Raw genomic sequence first — 18,023 nt, forward strand, 5'->3', positions numbered from 1 at the left:
TGGAACACGTTCTAGTCTGATGCCCATGAGTGATCAGCTGCGCCATTTCCTCCACTCCGGCCACCTCACCGTCGGCGCGTTGAAACGCCACAGGGACAAGCCGGTGCTGTTCCTGGGCGAGACCACGATGACCGGCGGTGAGCTCGCCGACCGCATCAGCCAGTACATCCAGGCCTTCGAGGCACTGGGCGCGGGCACCGGTGCGGCCGTCGGCCTGCTGTCGCTCAACCGGCCCGAGGTGCTGATGATCATCGGCGCCGGCCAGACCCAGGGCTACCGCCGCACCGCACTACACCCTCTAGGGTCCCTGGACGATCACGCCTACGTGCTGTCCGACGCCGGGGTGACGTCTCTGATCATCGACCCCAACCCGATGTTCGTCGAACGCGCGCTGGGCCTGCTGGAGAAGGTGCCGTCGCTCAAACAGGTGCTGACGATCGGCCCGGTTCCCGAGGCGCTCTCCGAGGTCGCGGTCGACCTGAACGCCGAGGCGGCCAAGTACCCGGCCAAGCCACTGGTGGCCGCGGACCTGCCGCCCGACCACATCGGCGGGCTGACCTACACGGGCGGCACCACCGGTAAGCCCAAGGGCGTCATCGGCACGACGCAGTCGATCACGACGATGACGACCGTCCAGCTCGCCGAGTGGGAGTGGCCGGAGCACCCGCGGTTCCTGATGTGCACGCCGCTCTCGCATGCCGGCGCGGCGTTCTTCACCCCGGTGATCGTCAAGGGCGGCGAGCTGATCGTGCTGACGAAGTTCGACCCGGCCGAGGTGCTGCGCGTCATCGAGGAGCAGAAGATCACCGCGACGATGCTCGTCCCGTCGATGATTTACGCGCTGATGGACCACCCCGATTCGCACACCCGCGACCTGTCGTCGTTGGAGACCGTGTACTACGGCGCCTCGGCGATGAACCCGGTCCGCCTGAAGGAGGCGATCCGGCGGTTCGGGCCGATCTTCGCGCAGTACTACGGGCAGTCCGAGGCGCCGATGGTGATCACCTATCTGTCGAAGAAGGAACACGACGACAAGCGGTTGACCTCGTGCGGGCGGCCGACGCTGTTCGCGCGGGTGGCGCTGCTCGGCGAGGACGGTAAGCCGGTGCCGCAGGGTGAGGTCGGGGAGATCTGCGTGTCGGGTCCGCTGCTGTCGGGCGGGTACTGGAACCTGCCCGACGCGACGGCCGAGACCTTTCGCGACGGCTGGATGCACACCGGAGACCTGGCACGGGAGGACGAGGACGGTTTCTACTTCATCGTCGACCGCACCAAGGACATGATCGTCACCGGCGGCTTCAATGTGTTCCCGCGCGAGGTGGAAGACGTTGTGGCCGAACATCCTTCGATCGCGCAGGTGTGCGTGATCGGCACCCCGGACGAGAAATGGGGTGAGGCGGTGACGGCGGTCGTGGTGCTGCGGCCCGACGCCGATTCCTCGGAGCAGGCCGTCGAGACCATGACCGCCGAGATCCAGGCGTCGGTCAAGGAGCGCAAGGGTTCGGTGCACGTGCCCAAACAGGTGGTCGTCGCCGACTCGGTGCCGATCACCGCGCTGGGCAAGCCGGACAAGAAGGCGGTGCGGGCGCAGTTCTGGGAGGGTGCGGGCCGCGCCGTCGGCTGAGCCGACAATCCAGCAGGAGTCGGCTGAGCCGACAAACCAGCCGGAGTCGGCTGAGCCGACAAACCAGCCGGAGTCGGCTGAGCCGACGCAGAATGAGTCGGTGGCCTCCGACATCAAGCAGACCGTCGACGCGGTGTGGCGGATGGAGGCCGCCAAGATCGTCGCCACGCTGACCCGCACCGTCGGCGACGTCGGCCTGGCCGAGGACTTCGCGGCCGACGCCCTGGTCGACGCGCTCACCCAGTGGCCGTCGTCCGGGGTGCCGAACAATCCCGGCGCCTGGCTGACCACCGTCGCCAAGCGCAAGGCGATCGACCACTGGCGGCGCCAGGACAACCTCGGCGCCAAGTACACCGAACTGGCCCGCGACCTCGAAACCCACCTCGACGACCCCGCGTGGGACCCCGACCACATCGACGACGACGTGCTGCGGCTCATCTTCGTCGCGGCCCACCCGGTGCTGTCGCGGGAGAACCAGATCGCGCTGACGCTGCGGGTGGTCGGCGGCCTGACCACCGAGGAGATCGCCCGCGCATTCCTGTCTTCCAAAGCCACTGTGGCGCAACGGATAGTCCGGGCGAAGAAGACCCTCTCCGAGGCGCACGTCCCGTTCGAGGTGCCGTCGCGCGAGCACTTCCCGCAGCGCCTCTCGGCCGTGCTGAGCGTCATCTACCTCATCTACAACGAGGGCTACTCGGCGTCCTCCGGACAGCGGTGGATCCGCGACGAACTGTGCCGGGAGGCGTTGCGGCTGGGCCGCATCCTCGCCGCGCTGGTACCCGACGAGCCCGAGGCGCACGGCCTGGTGGCGCTGATGGAACTGCAGACCTCGCGGTTCGCCGCGCGCACCGACGACGCCGGCCGCCCGATCATGCTCGAGGACCAGGACCGCACGATGTGGGACCGCGCCCAGATCGGCCGCGGCGTCGCCGCGCTGCGCCGGGCGGCCGAGGCCGTCGACCGGCGTGGCACCGGGTGGGGCCCCTATGCGCTGCAAGCCGCGCTCGCCGAGTGCCACGCGACCGCACCGTCGGCGGCCGAGACCGACTGGCGGCGCATCGTGACCATCTACGACGCCCTGCTGCAGATCGCCCCGTCACCCGTGGTCGCCCTCAACCGCGCCGTCGCCGTCGCGATGGACTCCGGGCCTGCGGCGGCACTGGACATCGTCGACGGCATCTCCGGGCTCGCGGACTCATACCTGCTGCCCAGCGTGCGCGGCGAACTCCTGGCCCGCTTGGGCCGCGCCGAGGAGGCCGCCGCGCAGTTCGAGCGGGCCGCCGCGCTCGCCGACAATGAGCGCGAGCGAGAGGTGTTGAGCGGCAAGGCTGTTCGCATGCGACGGTGATGACGTGGCACCATGGCTGAGATGACTGTCCGAGCGGCGCTCTTCGACTATTCCGGAACGCTCTTCCGCCTCGAGGAGGACGACAGCTGGTTCACCGGTATCGAGGTCGACAACCGGGAGGTCGACGACCACGTCCAGGCCGAATTGCTGCGCCGCCTGACCGCGCCGACCGGACGGTCGGTGCAGATGACCCCGGAGGCCGACCACGCGTGGGTCAACCGTGACCTCGCACCGCACCTGCACCGCGAGGCCTACCTGCACGTGTTGCGGGAGTCGGGGCTCGCCGACCACCACGCCGAGCAGCTCTACCGACGGGTGATCGACCCGGCGTCGTGGACGCCCTACCCCGATACCGCAGACGTCCTCGCGGCACTGCGCCGCCAGGGCGTCAAGACCGCGGTCGTGTCCAACATCGCGTTCGACGTGCGGCCGGCGTTCGCGGCGATCGGCGCCGACGGTGACGTCGACGAATTCGTGCTGTCCTTCGAGGTCGGCGTCACCAAACCCGCCCCGGAGATCTTCACCACCGCGTTGACACGGCTGGGTGTCGAGGCGGCCGACGCGGTAATGGTCGGCGACAGCGACGAGGCCGACGGCGGGGCGCGCGCCGTCGGCTGCCCGTTCGTCCTCGTCGACCCGCTGCCCACCACGGAGCGCCCCACCGGGCTGCGCGATGCGCTGACCGCCGTCGGAATCCACGTCTAGGAGGCCTATGTCCGAGGAACGCATCCGCCCGCCGTGGTGGCTCAAACCGCTCAACAAGGTCGTGATCGCCTCGGCGAAGCTGCGGCTGCCGATCTTCGGCAAGCAGGGGCCGATGATCCTGACCGTGACCGGCCGCAAGAGCGGCAAGCCGCGGCCGACACCGATCAGCCCGATGTACGTCGACGGCAAATGCTATGTGGTGGGCGGCTTTCCGGGTGCGGACTGGGTGCGCAACGCACGCGCCAATCCCGAGGTGACGCTGACGCAGAACCGACGCGACGAGCGGGTGCGGATGGTGGAGGTGCCGGCTGAGGAGGCCCGCCCGCTGCTGCGGCAGTTCCCCACCCTGGTACCCACCGGGGTCGACTTCATGAAGAACGCCGGACTGGTCACCGATGCCACGCCCGACGAGTTCGAGGCGCTGGCGGGCCGCTGCGCCGTCTTCCGTTTCGACCCCATCACGTAGGTTCTCCTGGCATGAGCGACAACCCGTTCGACGCGTCGGTCTGGCAGCCGGTGCCCGGCTTCGACCTGACCGACATCACCTACCACCGTCACGTCGTCGACGGCGCCCCGCAGCCGACGGTCCGGGTGGCCTTCGACCGGCCCGAGGTGCGCAACGCGTTCCGCCCGCACACCGTCGACGAGCTCTACCGGGTGCTCGACCACGCCCGGATGTCCCCGGATGTCGGGGTGGTGCTGTTGACCGGCAACGGCCCGTCCCCCAAGGACGGGGGCTGGGCGTTCTGCTCGGGCGGTGACCAACGCATCCGCGGGCGCACCGGCTACCAGTACGCCGCCGGGGAAACAGCCGAGACGGTCGATCCGGCGCGCGCCGGCCGGTTGCACATCCTCGAGGTGCAGCGCCTCATCCGGTTCATGCCGAAGGTGGTGATCTGCCTGGTCAACGGCTGGGCGGCCGGCGGCGGGCACAGCCTGCACGTCACCTGTGACCTCACACTGGCCAGCCGCCAGCACGCGCGGTTCAAGCAGACCGACGCCGACGTCGGCAGCTTCGACGGCGGGTTCGGCAGCGCCTACCTGGCCCGGCAGACCGGCCAGAAGTTCGCTCGCGAGATCTTCTTCCTCGGCCGCGCCTACGACGCCGAGCAGATGTATGCGATGGGGGCGGTCAACGCCGTCGTCGACCACGCCGACCTCGAGATCGAGGCGCTGCAGTGGGCCGCCGAGATCAACGGCAAATCCCCGCAGGCGATCCGCATGCTGAAGTTCTCGTTCAACCTCATCGACGACGGGCTGGTCGGTCAGCAGGTGTTCGCCGGCGAGGCGACGCGGTTGGCGTACATGACCGACGAGGCCGTCGAGGGCCGTGACGCCTTCCTGGAGAAGCGCGATCCGGATTGGTCGGGGTTCCCCCGCTACTTCTAGCCCCCGATTTCGGCGCGGTAATCGACGCCTGGCGTACGTGAGCGCGCCGAAATCGCCCAGTGGGATGCGGGCCTAGACTCCCGGAGTGAGCAACAACCCGCTGCGCCGTCTGTCCGACAGTCTGATGCTGACCAGCATGCGACCCTCGATGGCCGAGCAGTTCCTGCAGCCGCGCGCGGACGTCGACCTCACCGGCAAGCGGATCCTGCTGACCGGCGCCTCCTCGGGGATCGGTGAGGCCGCCGCGGAGAAGTTCGCCCGGCGCGGAGCCACGGTCGTCGCGGTGGCCCGCCGTCAGGATCTGCTCGACGCACTCGTCGAACGGATCACCACCGCGGGCGGCGACGCCACGGCCAGGGCGTGCGACCTGTCCGACCTCGATGCGGTCGACGAGTTGGTGGCCGAGGTCGAGGAGCGGCTCGGCGGTGTCGACATCCTGATCAACAACGCGGGCAAGTCGATTCGCCGGCCGCTGGCCGACTCGCTGGACCGCTGGCACGACGTCGAACGCACGATGATGCTCAACTACTTCTCACCGCTGCGGCTGATCCGCGGCCTGGCGCCGGGCATGATGGAGCGCGGCCACGGCCACATCGTCAACGTCGCGACGTGGGGTGTGTTCAGCGAGGCCTCACCGCTGTTCGGGGTCTACGTCGCCTCGAAGGCGGCGCTGTCGGCGGTGAGCCGGGTCATCGAGACCGAGTGGGCCGACAACGGTGTGCACTCGACGACGCTGTACTACCCGCTGGTGAAGACACCGATGATCGCGCCGACACGGGCCTACGACCGAGTGCCAGGGCTGAGCGCGCAGGAGGCGGCCGACTGGATGATCGCCGCGGCGCGCCACCGCCCGGTGCGCATCGCGCCGCGGATGGCCGTCACCGCGCGGGCCGTCGACTCGCTGGCGCCAACGTGGTTCAACGCGATCGTCAAGCGCCAGCAGTTCCAGCCGGGCGCCTGACACCGTGATAGACACGACCCCATGGAGATCCTGGCCAGCCGGATGCTGCTGCGGCCGGCGGACTATGAGCGGTCGCTGCGGTTCTACCGCGACGGTATCGGGCTTGCCATCGCGCGTGAGTACGGCGGCGGGACGGTGTTCTACGCCGGCCAGTCACTGATCGAACTGGCCGCCCCCGGCGGCCCCGACGCCGGCGGCACCCTGTGGCTGCAGGTACGCGACCTCCACGCCACCCAGGACGAGTTGCGCGGGCGCGGCGTCGAGATCGCCAGGGAGGCACGGCAGGAGCCGTGGGGTCTGCACGAGATGCACGTGACGGATCCCGACGGCGTCACCCTGATCTTCGTGCAGGTGCCCGACGACCATCCGTTGCGCCGCGACACCCGCGGCTGACGGTCTCAGTGCACCGGTGAAGCCAACGGCCAGCCCACCGAGGCCAGCCGCGCCGCGACCTGGTGCACCTCTTCGGGGTTGGGTTCCTTCGCGATGACCTCGTGCACCGCTGTGCGGATCTCGTCCTCGGTGACCGTGTCAGAGTCCGTCGAGCGCAGGATCGACTGCGCGGCCCTGACGACCTCCTCCTCGGTCAGCGACCGCTTGAGCAGCGCCAGCAGCGGGAAGTAGTCCTTCGGCGGGACACCCTGCGGGTATCCGTCGCGCAGCCAGGTGAGCACTTTCTCCATGACGCCGGTGTTGTCTGTCATCGCCGGGATCTCACTTGGCGAACGGGAAGAGGTCGATGCCGAACTGATGCTCGATCGTCGACCGGGTGATCCACAGCAACCCGACCAGGATCACCGCCCCGACGATCGTGAACAGTGCCACGCCAAGGTATTTCAGCGCGGGGTTCGGGGCGTGGGCGGCGCCGTCGCCGTCGGCGCCGTCCGTTCCGGCGGAATACGCCACCAGTCCGCAGGCGAACAGGGCGGGCAGGCCCGCGCCGAGGATCAGGCCGACGACCAGCACCCGCAGGATGCTCTCGAGGTGAACCATTCCCAATGTCCTTCAGTCGTTCTCGGGTGTCGGTCGGGTCAGACGGCCGCGACGTCTCGGGCCGGTGCGCCGGGTGCGGATTCCCGCACCTCGACGGGCACCACGGAATTGGTGCTGGCGTCCCAGTCGGCGTTGACGTTGCGGTGGTCGACCTTCTGCTGCTGGGCGCGCCACCACAGCCCGAACGACGTGCCGACCAGGATCAGGAAGATCAGGCCGTCGCCCACGAGCTGGGTGGTCATCCCCGCCACCGAGTGGGAGAGCCAGAAGGCGAGCGCGCCGACCAGGCCCGCGGCGGGCAGGGTGACCAGCCAGGCCACCGCCATCCGGCCGGCGACGGCCCAGCGGACCTGCGCGCCCGGCTTGCCGACGCCGCTGCCGAGGATCGACCCGGTGGCGACGTGGGTGGTGGACAGCGCCATGCCCGCGGCGCTGGAGCTGAGGATGATCGCGGCCGACGAGGCCTCGGCGGCCAGTCCCTGCGGCGACTCGATCTCGACCAGACCCTTGCCGAGCGTGCGGATGACCCGCCAGCCGCCGAGGTAGGTGCCCAGGCCGATGGCCAGCGCACAGCTGGCGATGATCCAGAAGGGCAGGCCGTCCTCGGCCACGTCGCCGGTCAGGTGGCCGGTGGTGATCAGGGCCAGCGCGATGACACCCATGGTCTTCTGGGCGTCGTTGGTGCCGTGGGACAGCGCGACGAGCGACGCGGTGGCGATCTGCCCCCACCGGAAGCCGGAATCGCGGCGCTTGCGCGCGACCTTGCGGGTGATGCGGTAGATCAGCCAGGTACCGCATCCGGCGACCAGTCCGGCGATGACCGGGGCGGCGATCGCCGGGATGAGGACCTTCTGGGTGACGCCGGACCAGTTCACCCCTGCCAGCCCGATCGCGGCCAGACCCGCACCCATCAGCCCGCCGAACAGCGCGTGCGACGAACTCGAGGGGATGCCGAACAGCCACGTCAGCAGGTTCCACAGGATGCCGCCGACGAGTCCGGCAAAGATGATGGTCAGCCCCGTGGACGCGTCGATGTTCGGGAGCAGGGATCCGGTCTTGCTGTCCTGGATCTTGAGCACCGAGGTGGTCACGGTGACGGCCACTTCCACCGAGAGGAACGCGCCCACCAGGTTGAGCACCCCGGCCAGAGTCACCGCCGTCTTGGGCTTCAACGCGCCGGTGGCGATCGACGTGGCCATCGCGTTTCCGGTGTCGTGGAAACCGTTGGTGAAGTCGAAGGCCAGTGCTGTCGCGATGAGCAGCACCAAGATGATCAACTCGGAACTCACGAGTCCACATTCTGCTGTGCCACGACTCTCAGAACCAAAAACTAGCGGTCCTAATTTCCGGTGTGTCCTGGACTTTTGCCCTATTCCCCGTGGTGTTCACCAAGTGTTCATCCGGCGTGCAGTCGCCGTTGGCCGTCGGCGCGCGTCACCGGCCGGAGTTACCATCGACTGCCTGCGGGCACACCGGTCTTCGGCGCGCCCGGGAAAGTGACCCACGTGCCCAACTTCCTCGCCAGAATCGTCGCCTGGATCACCGCCGGCTATCCCGAGGGCGTCCCGGGGCCGGACCGGGTGCCGCTGCTCGCGCTGTTGCGCCGGCGGTTGACCGACGAGGAGGTCGCGGCCGTGGCGCAGACCCTCGTCGACCGCGGCGAGTTCGATCAGTTCGACATCGCGGTGATGATCACCTCGATCACCGACGACATGCCCACCGAGGCCGACATCGACCGGGTGCGCGCCCGGCTCGCCGCGCGCAGCTGGCCACTCGACGACCGACGATCCGGGGAGGACGCATAGCCGTCCTGCGCGCCCTCGCCGTCCCGTCCGGCGCTGCGGCGCTCGAGATCCTGCCTGCCGTCGAGGACATGCTGGCCGGCCGCGGGCCGGCGCTGCTGCCCACCCCGGCCGGCGACGCCGAGCACGGCGCGCTGCTGTGCGAGGCGTTGCGATCCGGTGCGCCGATCGGGGACGACGTCGCCGTCGTGGTGCCGACGTCGGGCACCACCGGCACACCGAAGGGTGCGATGCTCTCCGCCTCGGCGCTGATGGCCAGCGCCGACGCGACGCACTCGCGGCTGGGTGGGCCCGGCCGCTGGCTGTTGGCGCTGCCCGCCCATCACATCGCGGGGCTGCAGGTGTTGGTGCGCAGTGTGGTGGCCGGTGAGCGGCCGGTCGCCATGCCGGCGAGTTTCGAGGCACGGGACCTGGTGTCGGCGGTGGCGGGGATGGCCGCGGGACGGCGGTATGTGTCGCTGGTGAGCGTGCAGGTGGACAAGGTGCTGCGCGATCCGGCGGCCACCGCGGCGCTCGCCACGTTCGACGCGGTGCTGATCGGCGGCGGGCCGATGCCCGCGGGCCTGTCCGAAAAGGCCTCTGCTGCAGGCATTTCCGTGGTGCGGACCTACGGCATGAGTGAGACCGCCGGAGGGTGCGTCTACGACGGGGTGCCGCTGGACGGAGTGCGGGTGCGTCTCGACGGATCCCGGATCCTGCTCGGCGGGGCGACACTGGCCACGGGATACCGCAATCCCGTTCGGCCGGATCCGTTCGCCGAGCCGGGCTGGTTCCGCACCGACGACGTCGGCGCGCTGGACGACGGCGTGTTGCGGGTTCTGGGCCGCGTGGACGACGCGATCAGCACCGGCGGGCTGACCGTGATGCCCCCTCTGGTCGAGGCGGTGCTGTCCCGCCATCCGGCGGTCGCCGACTGCGCGGTGTTCGGGGTGGCCGACGAGCGGTTGGGCCAGCGGGTGGTGGCCGCGATCGTCGTCGCCGCGGGTCGGCCGGCGCCCACGCCCGCAGAGTTGCGCGCGTACGTCGCGGCCGAGTTGGACGCGACGGCCGCCCCGCGTGAGGTGCATGTGGTCGAGGAGGTGCCGCGCAGGGGGATCGGCAAGGTGGACCGCCGCGCGCTGAGCGCGCAATTCAGCTAGGGCGCGCTGAGCGCGCACTTCAGCTAGAGCGCGCTGAGCGCGCGGTTCAGCGCGGGGGCTTGAGCGGGTCGTGTCCGATGGTCATGAGGCGATGCCGCCAGTTCTCCTGCCCGGCGGTCGGCTCCAGATCGTCGCGCCGTTCGGCATGGACCCGGTCGACCACCCGCCGCATCACGTGCTCGTCGTCGGCGGTCAGGTCCACCCGTCGTTTGCCGAGGATCTCGAGCACGTGTCTGCCCGTCTGGGTGCCGGCCTGGTCGGGCAGTTCCTCGCTGCCCTCGGTGGCGGAACGCGTGCGCAACCAGTCGAGCAGCTCTCGGGACGTCATGTTGACCACGCGATGGAACTCGTTCCACAGGTCGTCGTCGACCTCGACGTGTCGGCTCATGTCGGTCACCTCCTTCGCGTCGGCTACCCGCACCGCCAACCGGTCAACCGGCGGCCGCAGCGCGAGAGCCCGGCATGATGGGGCGCATGCGTCGAGAAGTCACGACCGTCGAGGAACTGCGCGCGATCGTCGGCCACCCGAACAGCTTCGTCGCGAACAAGGTCGGGCCGCGGTTGTCGTCGGTGCAGCAGGAGTGGTTGCGCGCCGCGTCCCTCGGTTTCGTCGCGACGACCGACGCGCAGGGCAACCTCGACGTGTCCCCGAAGGGTGACCCGGCCGGCTTCGTCCACATCATCGACGACCGGACGATCGCGATCCCCGAGCGGCCCGGCAACAAGCGGGTCGACGGCTACCTCAATGTGCTGGAGCGGCCGCGGGTCGGCACTGTTTTCGTCATCCCGGGCCGCGGTGACACGCTGCGGATCAACGGCAGCGCTCGCGTGCTGGCCGATGCCGACTACTTCGACGCGATGGTGGTCAGCGGGAAACGCCCGATCCTCGCGCTGGAGATCAGCGTCGAAGAGGTCTTCTTCCACTGCGCCAAGGCTTTTCTGCGTTCCGGCGCATGGAGACCGGAGTCGTGGACCCCGGATGCCGTGCCGAGCGTCGCACAGCTGGCCAAGACGTTCAAACCCGATCTGACGCAGGCCGAACTCGACGAGTACTACTCCGAGGACAGCATGCGCAAGCAGCTGTACTGACCCGGTCAGCCGCCGATCTCGAGGATCGCGAGCAGCCCCAGCACCACGGTGGCGACGGCGAGTACGCCGTGTCCGATCACCACCGCCACCGGGAACGACCGCTCGGGCGCGTCCGTGAGCGCCGACGCTCCGCCGCCGCCGACCGGCTGGTGCCGGCTCCGGTACACGGGCAACCAACGCATCACCATGACGACGCCGAGCGCGGCGACCGGTACCAGAAGCGCGAGCGCGACCCAGCCGATCGGGTGGTTGTCGGTGACGACGTAGACGATCCAGAGCACCAGCCCGAGGGCCGCCAGGGCGAAGTGGCCGAACACCACCGCGGGCGGCAGATGGGTTCTCGTCCGGTCGCGATGACCACCACCGCCCACCCACTTGGCGAGCATGAAGGCGCCGCCGCCCGCGGTCAGGATCCAGGCGATCAGTGACGCGATACCCATGGTTACCTCCCTGTGCCGGTTACTCGACTCCCCCCGAATCCCTCCGCCTGCGTCGACTCGTCGGCGACGCGCACGCCGTACCGGTAGGACAGCATCCCGCCCAGGTAGCCCGACACCGCGAGCGCCGCGAACGCCGCCAGCGACAGCGCCAGTTGCCCGAATCCCACCGCGGCCTCTTGGGGATAGGTCGCATGTCGCCAGGCGAAGCCGGCGATGTAGAGCCCGGTGACGGTCAGGTTGAGTGCCATGTGGAGCAGGCCGATCCGGTGCGCCCGGGTGCCCGAGGGGATCGCGATCAGATCGAGGAAGCCGACCGTCGCGGCCGCCAGCGCGCCGAGCACGCCGATCGCGATCAGCCACTCCGCTCCCCGGGCCAGGAATGCCGGTTCGTCGACGATGCGCGAGGCGATGTCGAAAACCAGGCTGGCGGCCCACGCACCGATCGGAACGGTCACCAGGATCGGATGGAACGGGTGTCCGTAGGGTCCCGCCAGCATCGCGCTGACGGGGCGCTTGGCCTGGTCGGGTGGTGTGCTCACCTCCACCTCCCACTTCGCCGTGGTTTAGATAATCAATTTTGGTCTTATTGACTCTGGCCAGTCAAGACCGTATTTCGACCATCTTTGTTGGCGATATCGTGATGGCGTGGAACACGACGGCCGAAGCGCGCACGCCGGTTCGATCCGGGCGGTCTCGGCGCTGGGTGACGACATCCGGCGGAGGCTCTACGACTTCGCGCGCCACGAGCGTCGTCCCGTGAGCCGCGACGAAGCGGCGTCGGCCGTCGGCATCTCGCGCAAGCTCGCCGCGTTCCACTTGGACAAGCTCGTCGACGTGGGCCTGCTGCGTTTCCGGTTCCTCCAGCCCGCCGGGGCCCGTGTCGGCCGGCCGCCGAAGGTGTACGCACCCGCCGACGCCGAGTTCACGGTGAGCATCCCGCCGCGCCGACCCGAGTTGCTCGCCGACATCTTGGCGCATGCGGTCCTCGACGGGGGCGGTCAGACATCGGTGCGGGCCGCCGCGGTGCGGATCGCTCGCGAGCGCGGTGTGGCCGCCACCGCTGCACCCACCCGCGCACGGCGGGGACGCATCGGGGCCGAGCGCGCGCTGCGCCTGGCCGAAGAGGTACTCACCGACAACGGGTTCGAGCCCCACCGCGACGGAGGCGGATGTATCCGGCTGCGTAACTGCCCGTTCCTCCCGCTCGCCCGCGACCTGCCGGAGCTGGTGTGCCGGCTCAACCACGCCTTCGTATCGGGTGCGCTCGACGGGTTGGGCAGCGACGCCGTCGAGGCCGTACTGTCACCGGCCGCCGGGGAATGCTGCGTCGAGGTGCGGCCGACGCGATGACGTGATCAGGGCTGGCGGGCGACGATCACCGGCATCCGGGCGGACTGCACCACCTCGGAGCTGACCGAGCCGAGGAGCATGCCCGCGAACCCGCCGCGGCCGTGGCTGCCGACGACCAGCAACTGGGCCCCTTCGGACTGCTGCAGCAGCTGGTGCGCAGGCCGGTCGCGCACCAGCACCTTGCGCACCGTGACATCGGGGTAGGTCTCGCAGTAGCCGGCCAGCCGCTCGGCGATGATGCGCTCGCCGCGGTCGGTGTAATCCACCCACTTGATGTCCGGGAACTCGTAGTCGACGTCGTTCCAGGCGTGCACGGCGACCAGGTCGACACCGCGGCGCGATGCCTCGTCGAACGCGATCGCGATCGCGTGCTCGGCGGCCGCTGAGCCGTCGATCCCGACCACGACGGGCGCCTGGTCCGGATGGTCCATCAGCGGGTCCTCGTCGTGGATCACCGCGACCGGACAGTGCGCATGGTGTACGACGGCGGTGCTCACCGATCCGAGCAGCCGCCTGCCCCAGTCGCCGAGGCCGCGGCTACCGACGACGACCATCTCGGCGTCCTTGGACATGTCGATCAGCGTGGCCTTCGCCTCACCCGGGACGACCTGTTTCACGACCGTGAGGTGCCTGCCCTCGGCGGCCCGCTCGGCGATCGCCGTCGCCTCGGCCATCACGCGCGTACTGCGTTCGGCCTGCCAGCGCAGGTACTCCTGCGGCGCGGGCACCTCGATCCACATCTGGATGTTCTTCGGTGCGATGACGTGGACGATCGTGAGCGGCACGCCGCGCCGGGCGGCGTCGCGTGCCGCCCAATCCACCGCGACCTTGCCGGCCGCGGAGCCGTCGGCACCGACGACGATGCCATGAAGCGTTGTGGGCGAGGACATCCGAACCTCCCTGTACGGTCAGGCACAGGTTAGCCGAGGAGGGTGTCCCCTACGCGGGGCCATGGTCCCCGCGCCGATGGACCAAAGTCCCGAACGCTCGGCGGCGGATCAGCCCTCAGCGGCCGTCCAGTCGTACGGCAGGAACTTGCCGTCGAGCGTGACCACCACGCGGTCGCCTGCCGAATGCGGTCTGCGCTGCACGTCGATGCTGAAGTTGATCGCGCTCATGATGCCGTCGCCGAACTCCTCGTGGATGAGTTCCTTGATGGCGCCGCCGTAGACCTGGAGAACCTCGTAGAAGCGGTAGATGGTGGGGTCCGTCGGCACCGCGGTGGGCAGCCCGCCGCGCATCGGGACCGCCGCCAGCACCGGAACCGCCGACTCGTCCAGGTCGAGCATGTCGACGAGGATCTTGCCGCTGTCCACGGGGATCGGGTGCTGGCCCAGCAGCGCGGCGATGGTCCACACCACCGGCCGGTCGATGGCATCGGCGAGTTGTTGCCACGTCAGCTGTTTGGCCAGCCGGGCGGCCACGATCTCGGCGGTGATCTGCTCCCGGGTCATGCGCGCGCTTCCACCGGGAGCGTGAACTGCTCCGGTTCGACGGGCCGGTTCCACTCCGTACCGGTGCGGGCATGGGTGGCGTACAACGTCAACCCGACGAAGGCCAGACCTCCGACGAGATTGCCCACCACAGTGGGGATCTCGTTCCACACGAAGTAGTCCATCACCGAGAAGTCACCGCCGAGCATCAGACCGGACGGGAACAGGAACATGTTGACCACGGAGTGCTCGAAACCCATGTAGAAGAACAGCATGATGGGCATCCACATCCCGATCACCTTGCCCGACACCGACGTCGACATCATCGCCGCCACGACACCGGTGGAGACCATCCAGTTGCACAGCACACCGCGGATGAACAACGTCAGCATGCCGGCGGCGCCGTGTTCGGCATACCCTACGGTGCGGCTGTGTCCGATCTCGCCGAGTTTCTGGCCGACCTCGTTGGGATCCACGGAGAATCCGTAGGTGAAGATGATCGCCATCATGAACGCGACGGTGAGCGCACCGGCGAAGTTGCCGACGAACACCAGCCCCCAGTTGCGCAGCAGGGACCGTACGGTCACGCCCCGCCGCTTGTCGAGCAACGCGAGCGGGACGAGCGTGAAAACGCCGGTGAGCAAGTCGAACCCGAGCAGGTACAGCAGGCAGAACCCGACGGGGAACAGCAGCGCGCCGACGAGCGCGTTGCCGGTCTGCACGGTGATGGTCACCGCGAACGCCGCGGCCAGCGCGAGGATCGCCCCGGCCATGTAGGCGCGGATCACGGTGTCGCGCGTGGACATGAACGCCTTGGTCTCCCCGGCGTCGATCATCTTCGTGACGAACTGCGCTGGATTCACATAGGACATGAGTCGTCGCTCCTTTTCGGACGGTGAGTGGCAGCGGCGGACGACGGCACTGAAGGTGACCTCAGCTTGGCGAGCGCCTGTGTCGGGCACGTAAAACGACGTTGACGGCGCGTCACGGTTAGTTCACCGGAGGCGATGCGCGGCTGTGAGCCGCGGCGGACGGCGGCCCCATAGGCTGGCCGGGTGCGCGCCTATCGCAGGGAGACGATCGCCGCCGTCGTCGGTCTGGTGCTCGTGGCGGCGGCGTTCGTCGTCCCCCATCTGCACCTCGAGGTCGTCACACCGCTGATCAACGCCACCCCGGAGCGCTTCCGGAGCTTCGCCGCCACCTCACCCATCTTCGGGTGGTGGAGGCCCCACGTGGGGTGGGGCACCGTGCCCGCCGTCGTCATCGGCGTGGCCGCCGTCGTCTGGGGGCGTGCGCCGGCACAGCGGCTGAACTGGCGGACGCTGGTGCTCGCGACGTGGGCCACCTCGGCGGCGTGGGCGTTCTCGCTGGCGATGGTCGACGGCTGGCAGCGCGGGTTCGCCGGCCGGCTGACCGCGCGCCATGAGTACCTGCGGCAGGTCCCCACCGTCACCGACATCCCCGAGGCGGTCCGCACGTTCGCCGACCGCATCCTCGACTACCAGCCCGATTCGTGGATCACCCACGTCTCCGGGCACCCGCCGGGTGCGCTGCTGACGTTCGTCTGGCTGGACCGCATCGGACTCGGCGGCGGCGCCTGGGCCGGGCTGCTGTGCCTGATCGCCGGTTCGAGCGTGGCCGCGGCCATCCTCGTGGCGGTCCGCGCGCTGGCCGACGAGCGCACCGCCCGCCTCGCCGCGCCGTTCCTCGCGGTGGCGCCGACCGCGATCTGGGTGGCGGTGTCGGCCGACGGCTATTTCGCGGGCGTCGCCGCTTGGGGTATCGCGCTGTTGGCGCTGGCCGTGCGCCGCGCCGGCCGCCGCCCCGAACTGTTCGCGGTCGGCGCCGGCCTGCTGCTGGGATGGGGCATCTTCCTCAACTACGGCCTGGTGCTGATGGCACTGCCCGCCGTCGCGGTGCTGATCTGCTCCGCCGACTGGCGCTCCGCGCTGCGCGCGCTGCTGCCCGCCGTCGGCGCTGCGGTGGCCGTGGTCGTGGTGTTCGTCATCGCCGGATTCTGGTGGTTCGACGGCTATCAGCTGGTGCAGGAACGCTACTGGCAGGGCATCGCCAACGAGCGGCCGTTCCAGTACTGGGGGTGGGCGAACTTCGCCTCCGTCGTCTGCGCGATCGGGCTGGGCAGCGTCGCGGGGCTGGGACGGGTCTTCGACATCGCGGCCATCCGCGCGCGCTGCGGTCTGCACCTGCTGATGCTCGGGGCCCTCGCGGCGATTGTCTGCGCCGATCTGAGCATGCTGAGCAAGGCCGAGACCGAACGGATCTGGCTGCCCTTCACGATGTGGCTGGTCGCGGCCGGGGCGCTGCTGCCGGTGCGCGCGCAGCGGTGGTGGCTCGCCGTCAACGTGCTCGGCGCGCTGCTGATCAACCACCTCGTCCTGACCAACTGGTGACGAAGCGCCTTTCCGGACACCGACGGCGCCACGGATCGGCAGAATGCCTGCATGGGTCCCGAGAAGCCGGGGGGTCGTCCGCTCCGGCGGCACAGCCCGCCCCGCGGGCTCCGGTGGCGCAGCCCGCTCCGCGGCCGGTGGCTGACCTCCGTCCTCGGCGCCGCGCTCCTGGTGACGCTGCCGATCGTCACCGTCACCGGCCTGCTGTCCTACATCGCCTACGGTCCGCAGTTCGGCCAGGCCATCCCCGCCGACGTCGGCTGGCTGAAGCTGCCGACGTTCGACTGGCCCACCGACCCGTCGTGGCTGTACCGGTTTACCCAGGGTGTGCATGTCGGGCTGGGCCTGGTCCTGATCCCGGTGGTGCTGGCCAAACTGTGGTCGGTGATCCCACGGCTGTTCGTGTGGCCGCCGGCCCTGTCGATCGCCCAACTGCTGGAACGGATCTCGCTGCTGATGCTGGTCGGCGGCATCCTGTTCGAGATCGTCACCGGCGTGCTCAACATCCAGTACGACTACATCTTCGGCTTCAGCTTCTACACCGCCCACTACTTCGGGGCCTGGATGTTCATCACCGGGTTCCTGGTCCACATCGCGATCAAGATCCCGCGGATGCGGGCCGGGCTGCGGTCGATACCGCTGCGCGAGGTGCTGCGCACCGACCGCGCCGGCACCCGGCCGGAAGACTTCGAGCCCGACGGGCTGGCAGCGCCCGACCCGGCGGAACCGACGATGAGCCGCCGCGGCGCGCTGGCCCTGGTCGGCGGTGGTGCGCTGTTGATGGCGGTCCTGACCGCGGGCCAGACCCTCGGCGGAATAACCAGACCGGCGGCACTGCTGCTGCCCCGCGGCCGCTCGTCCGGCGATGGCCCGAACGACTTCCAGGTCAACCGCACCGCCCGCGCGGCGGGCATCACCACCGCGGCGACGGGTCCGGGCTGGCGGCTCACGCTGCGCGGCGGCTCGCAGCCCGTCGTCCTCGACCGCGCCGCGCTGGCGGCACTGCCCCAGCACACGGCCCGATTGCCGATCGCCTGCGTCGAGGGCTGGTCGACCACCCAGACGTGGAGCGGGGTGCGGTTACGTGACCTCGCCGCGCTGGCCGGGGTGCCCGAGCCGGTGTCGGCCCGCGTGTCGTCGGTCGAGCGGCGCGGTGCGTTCAATCGGGCGAGGTTGCAGGCCAACCAGATCCGCGATGACGATGCGCTGCTGGCGCTGCGCGTCAACGGTGCGGACCTCTCCCCCGATCACGGGTTCCCGGCGCGGGTGATCGTGCCCGCGTTGCCCGGTGTGCACAACACCAAGTGGGTGGGCGCGATCGACTTCGAGGCGCGTTGAC

General features: G+C 69.6%; 22 protein-coding genes. 13 read left to right on the forward strand and 9 right to left on the reverse strand.

What is annotated here, in order from left to right:
* Positions 1-25: 25 nt before the first annotated feature.
* The 7 genes from fadD8 (at position 26) to AU195_RS14870 (ending at position 6,420) form a co-directional block, all read left to right on the forward strand.
* Positions 26-1,624, forward strand: coding sequence for a fatty-acid--CoA ligase FadD8 (fadD8, locus tag AU195_RS14840; protein WP_059159833.1), 1,599 nt, complete (start codon positions 26-28; stop codon positions 1,622-1,624).
* 100 nt (positions 1,625-1,724) lie between these two features.
* On the forward strand, positions 1,725-2,972 hold the full coding sequence (locus AU195_RS14845) for an RNA polymerase sigma factor (protein ID WP_059159834.1): 1,248 nt from the start codon (positions 1,725-1,727) through the stop codon (positions 2,970-2,972).
* Positions 2,973-2,984: 12 nt separating this feature from the next.
* A complete protein-coding gene (locus AU195_RS14850) occupies positions 2,985-3,677 on the forward strand; it encodes an HAD family hydrolase (protein WP_059159835.1) in 693 nt (230 codons plus the stop codon).
* A 7-nt stretch (positions 3,678-3,684) separates the two neighbouring features.
* Positions 3,685-4,143 carry a nitroreductase family deazaflavin-dependent oxidoreductase gene (locus tag AU195_RS14855; protein ID WP_059159836.1) on the forward strand — a complete coding sequence of 153 codons (459 nt, stop codon included), beginning with the start codon at positions 3,685-3,687 and terminating at the stop codon, positions 4,141-4,143.
* Positions 4,144-4,154: 11 nt separating this feature from the next.
* Positions 4,155-5,066, forward strand: a complete 912-nt coding sequence (locus tag AU195_RS14860; RefSeq protein WP_059159837.1) for a 1,4-dihydroxy-2-naphthoyl-CoA synthase — start codon at positions 4,155-4,157, stop codon at positions 5,064-5,066.
* A gap of 85 nt (positions 5,067-5,151) precedes the next feature.
* Positions 5,152-6,027 (forward strand): SDR family oxidoreductase, encoded by an 876-nt coding sequence (locus AU195_RS14865; protein WP_059159838.1) that lies wholly within the window; start codon positions 5,152-5,154, stop codon positions 6,025-6,027.
* A 21-nt stretch (positions 6,028-6,048) separates the two neighbouring features.
* Entirely contained in the window at positions 6,049-6,420 is a 372-nt protein-coding gene (locus AU195_RS14870) for a VOC family protein (protein WP_059159839.1), read from the forward strand.
* A gap of 5 nt (positions 6,421-6,425) precedes the next feature.
* On the opposite strand, the gene AU195_RS14875 is transcribed toward AU195_RS14870, so the two are convergent.
* From AU195_RS14875 to AU195_RS14885, 3 genes are read right to left on the reverse strand one after another with little or no spacing between them, the layout of a single operon-like run.
* Complete coding sequence (locus AU195_RS14875) at positions 6,426-6,731, reverse strand: DUF3349 domain-containing protein (RefSeq protein ID WP_059159840.1); 306 nt, start codon at positions 6,729-6,731, stop codon at positions 6,426-6,428.
* Positions 6,732-6,741: 10 nt separating this feature from the next.
* On the reverse strand, positions 6,742-7,020 hold the full coding sequence (locus tag AU195_RS14880) for a hypothetical protein (protein WP_059159841.1): 279 nt from the start codon (positions 7,018-7,020) through the stop codon (positions 6,742-6,744).
* Positions 7,021-7,058: 38 nt separating this feature from the next.
* Positions 7,059-8,309 (reverse strand): inorganic phosphate transporter, encoded by a 1,251-nt coding sequence (locus AU195_RS14885; protein ID WP_059159842.1) that lies wholly within the window; start codon positions 8,307-8,309, stop codon positions 7,059-7,061.
* A gap of 216 nt (positions 8,310-8,525) precedes the next feature.
* On the opposite strand from AU195_RS14885, the gene AU195_RS14890 reads away from it, so the two are divergent.
* On the forward strand, positions 8,526-8,825 hold the full coding sequence (locus AU195_RS14890; RefSeq protein WP_059159863.1) for a DUF3349 domain-containing protein: 300 nt from the start codon (positions 8,526-8,528) through the stop codon (positions 8,823-8,825).
* A 68-nt stretch (positions 8,826-8,893) separates the two neighbouring features.
* Complete coding sequence (gene menE, locus AU195_RS14895; RefSeq protein WP_286149261.1) at positions 8,894-9,961, forward strand: o-succinylbenzoate--CoA ligase; 1,068 nt, start codon at positions 8,894-8,896, stop codon at positions 9,959-9,961.
* A gap of 46 nt (positions 9,962-10,007) precedes the next feature.
* Here the strand turns inward: menE and AU195_RS14900 are convergent, their stop codons facing one another.
* The gene (locus tag AU195_RS14900) at positions 10,008-10,349 is read right to left on the reverse strand and encodes a DUF3140 domain-containing protein (protein ID WP_059159865.1); all 342 of its coding nucleotides are present in this window, start codon (positions 10,347-10,349) and stop codon (positions 10,008-10,010) included.
* A gap of 86 nt (positions 10,350-10,435) precedes the next feature.
* On the opposite strand from AU195_RS14900, the gene AU195_RS14905 reads away from it, so the two are divergent.
* Positions 10,436-11,050, forward strand: a complete 615-nt coding sequence (locus AU195_RS14905; RefSeq protein ID WP_059159866.1) for a pyridoxamine 5'-phosphate oxidase family protein — start codon at positions 10,436-10,438, stop codon at positions 11,048-11,050.
* Between the two features lie 5 nt (positions 11,051-11,055).
* On the opposite strand, the gene AU195_RS14910 is transcribed toward AU195_RS14905, so the two are convergent.
* A complete protein-coding gene (locus AU195_RS14910) occupies positions 11,056-11,490 on the reverse strand; it encodes a hypothetical protein (RefSeq protein WP_059159843.1) in 435 nt (144 codons plus the stop codon).
* Between the two features lie 2 nt (positions 11,491-11,492).
* Positions 11,493-12,029 (reverse strand): DUF2231 domain-containing protein, encoded by a 537-nt coding sequence (locus tag AU195_RS14915; RefSeq protein WP_286149262.1) that lies wholly within the window; start codon positions 12,027-12,029, stop codon positions 11,493-11,495.
* A 106-nt stretch (positions 12,030-12,135) separates the two neighbouring features.
* Here AU195_RS14915 and AU195_RS14920 point away from each other — a divergent pair, with 106 nt between their 5' ends.
* Positions 12,136-12,840 carry a helix-turn-helix transcriptional regulator gene (locus AU195_RS14920; protein ID WP_059159844.1) on the forward strand — a complete coding sequence of 235 codons (705 nt, stop codon included), beginning with the start codon at positions 12,136-12,138 and terminating at the stop codon, positions 12,838-12,840.
* Positions 12,841-12,845: 5 nt separating this feature from the next.
* Here AU195_RS14920 and AU195_RS14925 read toward each other — a convergent pair whose 3' ends face one another.
* The 3 genes from AU195_RS14925 to AU195_RS14935 form a co-directional block, all read right to left on the reverse strand.
* The gene (locus AU195_RS14925) at positions 12,846-13,730 is read right to left on the reverse strand and encodes a universal stress protein (RefSeq protein ID WP_059159845.1); all 885 of its coding nucleotides are present in this window, start codon (positions 13,728-13,730) and stop codon (positions 12,846-12,848) included.
* A gap of 108 nt (positions 13,731-13,838) precedes the next feature.
* Positions 13,839-14,294, reverse strand: coding sequence for a cyanase (gene cynS, locus AU195_RS14930; protein WP_059159846.1), 456 nt, complete (start codon positions 14,292-14,294; stop codon positions 13,839-13,841).
* Positions 14,291-15,145: a formate/nitrite transporter family protein gene (locus tag AU195_RS14935; RefSeq protein ID WP_059159847.1), complete on the reverse strand. Its 855-nt coding sequence runs from the start codon at positions 15,143-15,145 to the stop codon at positions 14,291-14,293. Before AU195_RS14935 ends, cynS begins: the two co-directional genes overlap by 4 nt.
* A gap of 183 nt (positions 15,146-15,328) precedes the next feature.
* On the opposite strand from AU195_RS14935, the gene AU195_RS14940 reads away from it, so the two are divergent.
* A complete protein-coding gene (locus AU195_RS14940) occupies positions 15,329-16,684 on the forward strand; it encodes a glycosyltransferase family 39 protein (RefSeq protein WP_059159848.1) in 1,356 nt (451 codons plus the stop codon).
* A gap of 51 nt (positions 16,685-16,735) precedes the next feature.
* A complete protein-coding gene (locus tag AU195_RS14945) occupies positions 16,736-18,022 on the forward strand; it encodes a molybdopterin-dependent oxidoreductase (RefSeq protein WP_059159849.1) in 1,287 nt (428 codons plus the stop codon).
* The last annotated feature ends 1 nt before the right edge of the window (position 18,023 follow it).

Source organism: Mycobacterium sp. IS-1496 (assembly GCF_001499995.1).
GTDB lineage: Bacteria > Actinomycetota > Actinomycetes > Mycobacteriales > Mycobacteriaceae > Mycobacterium.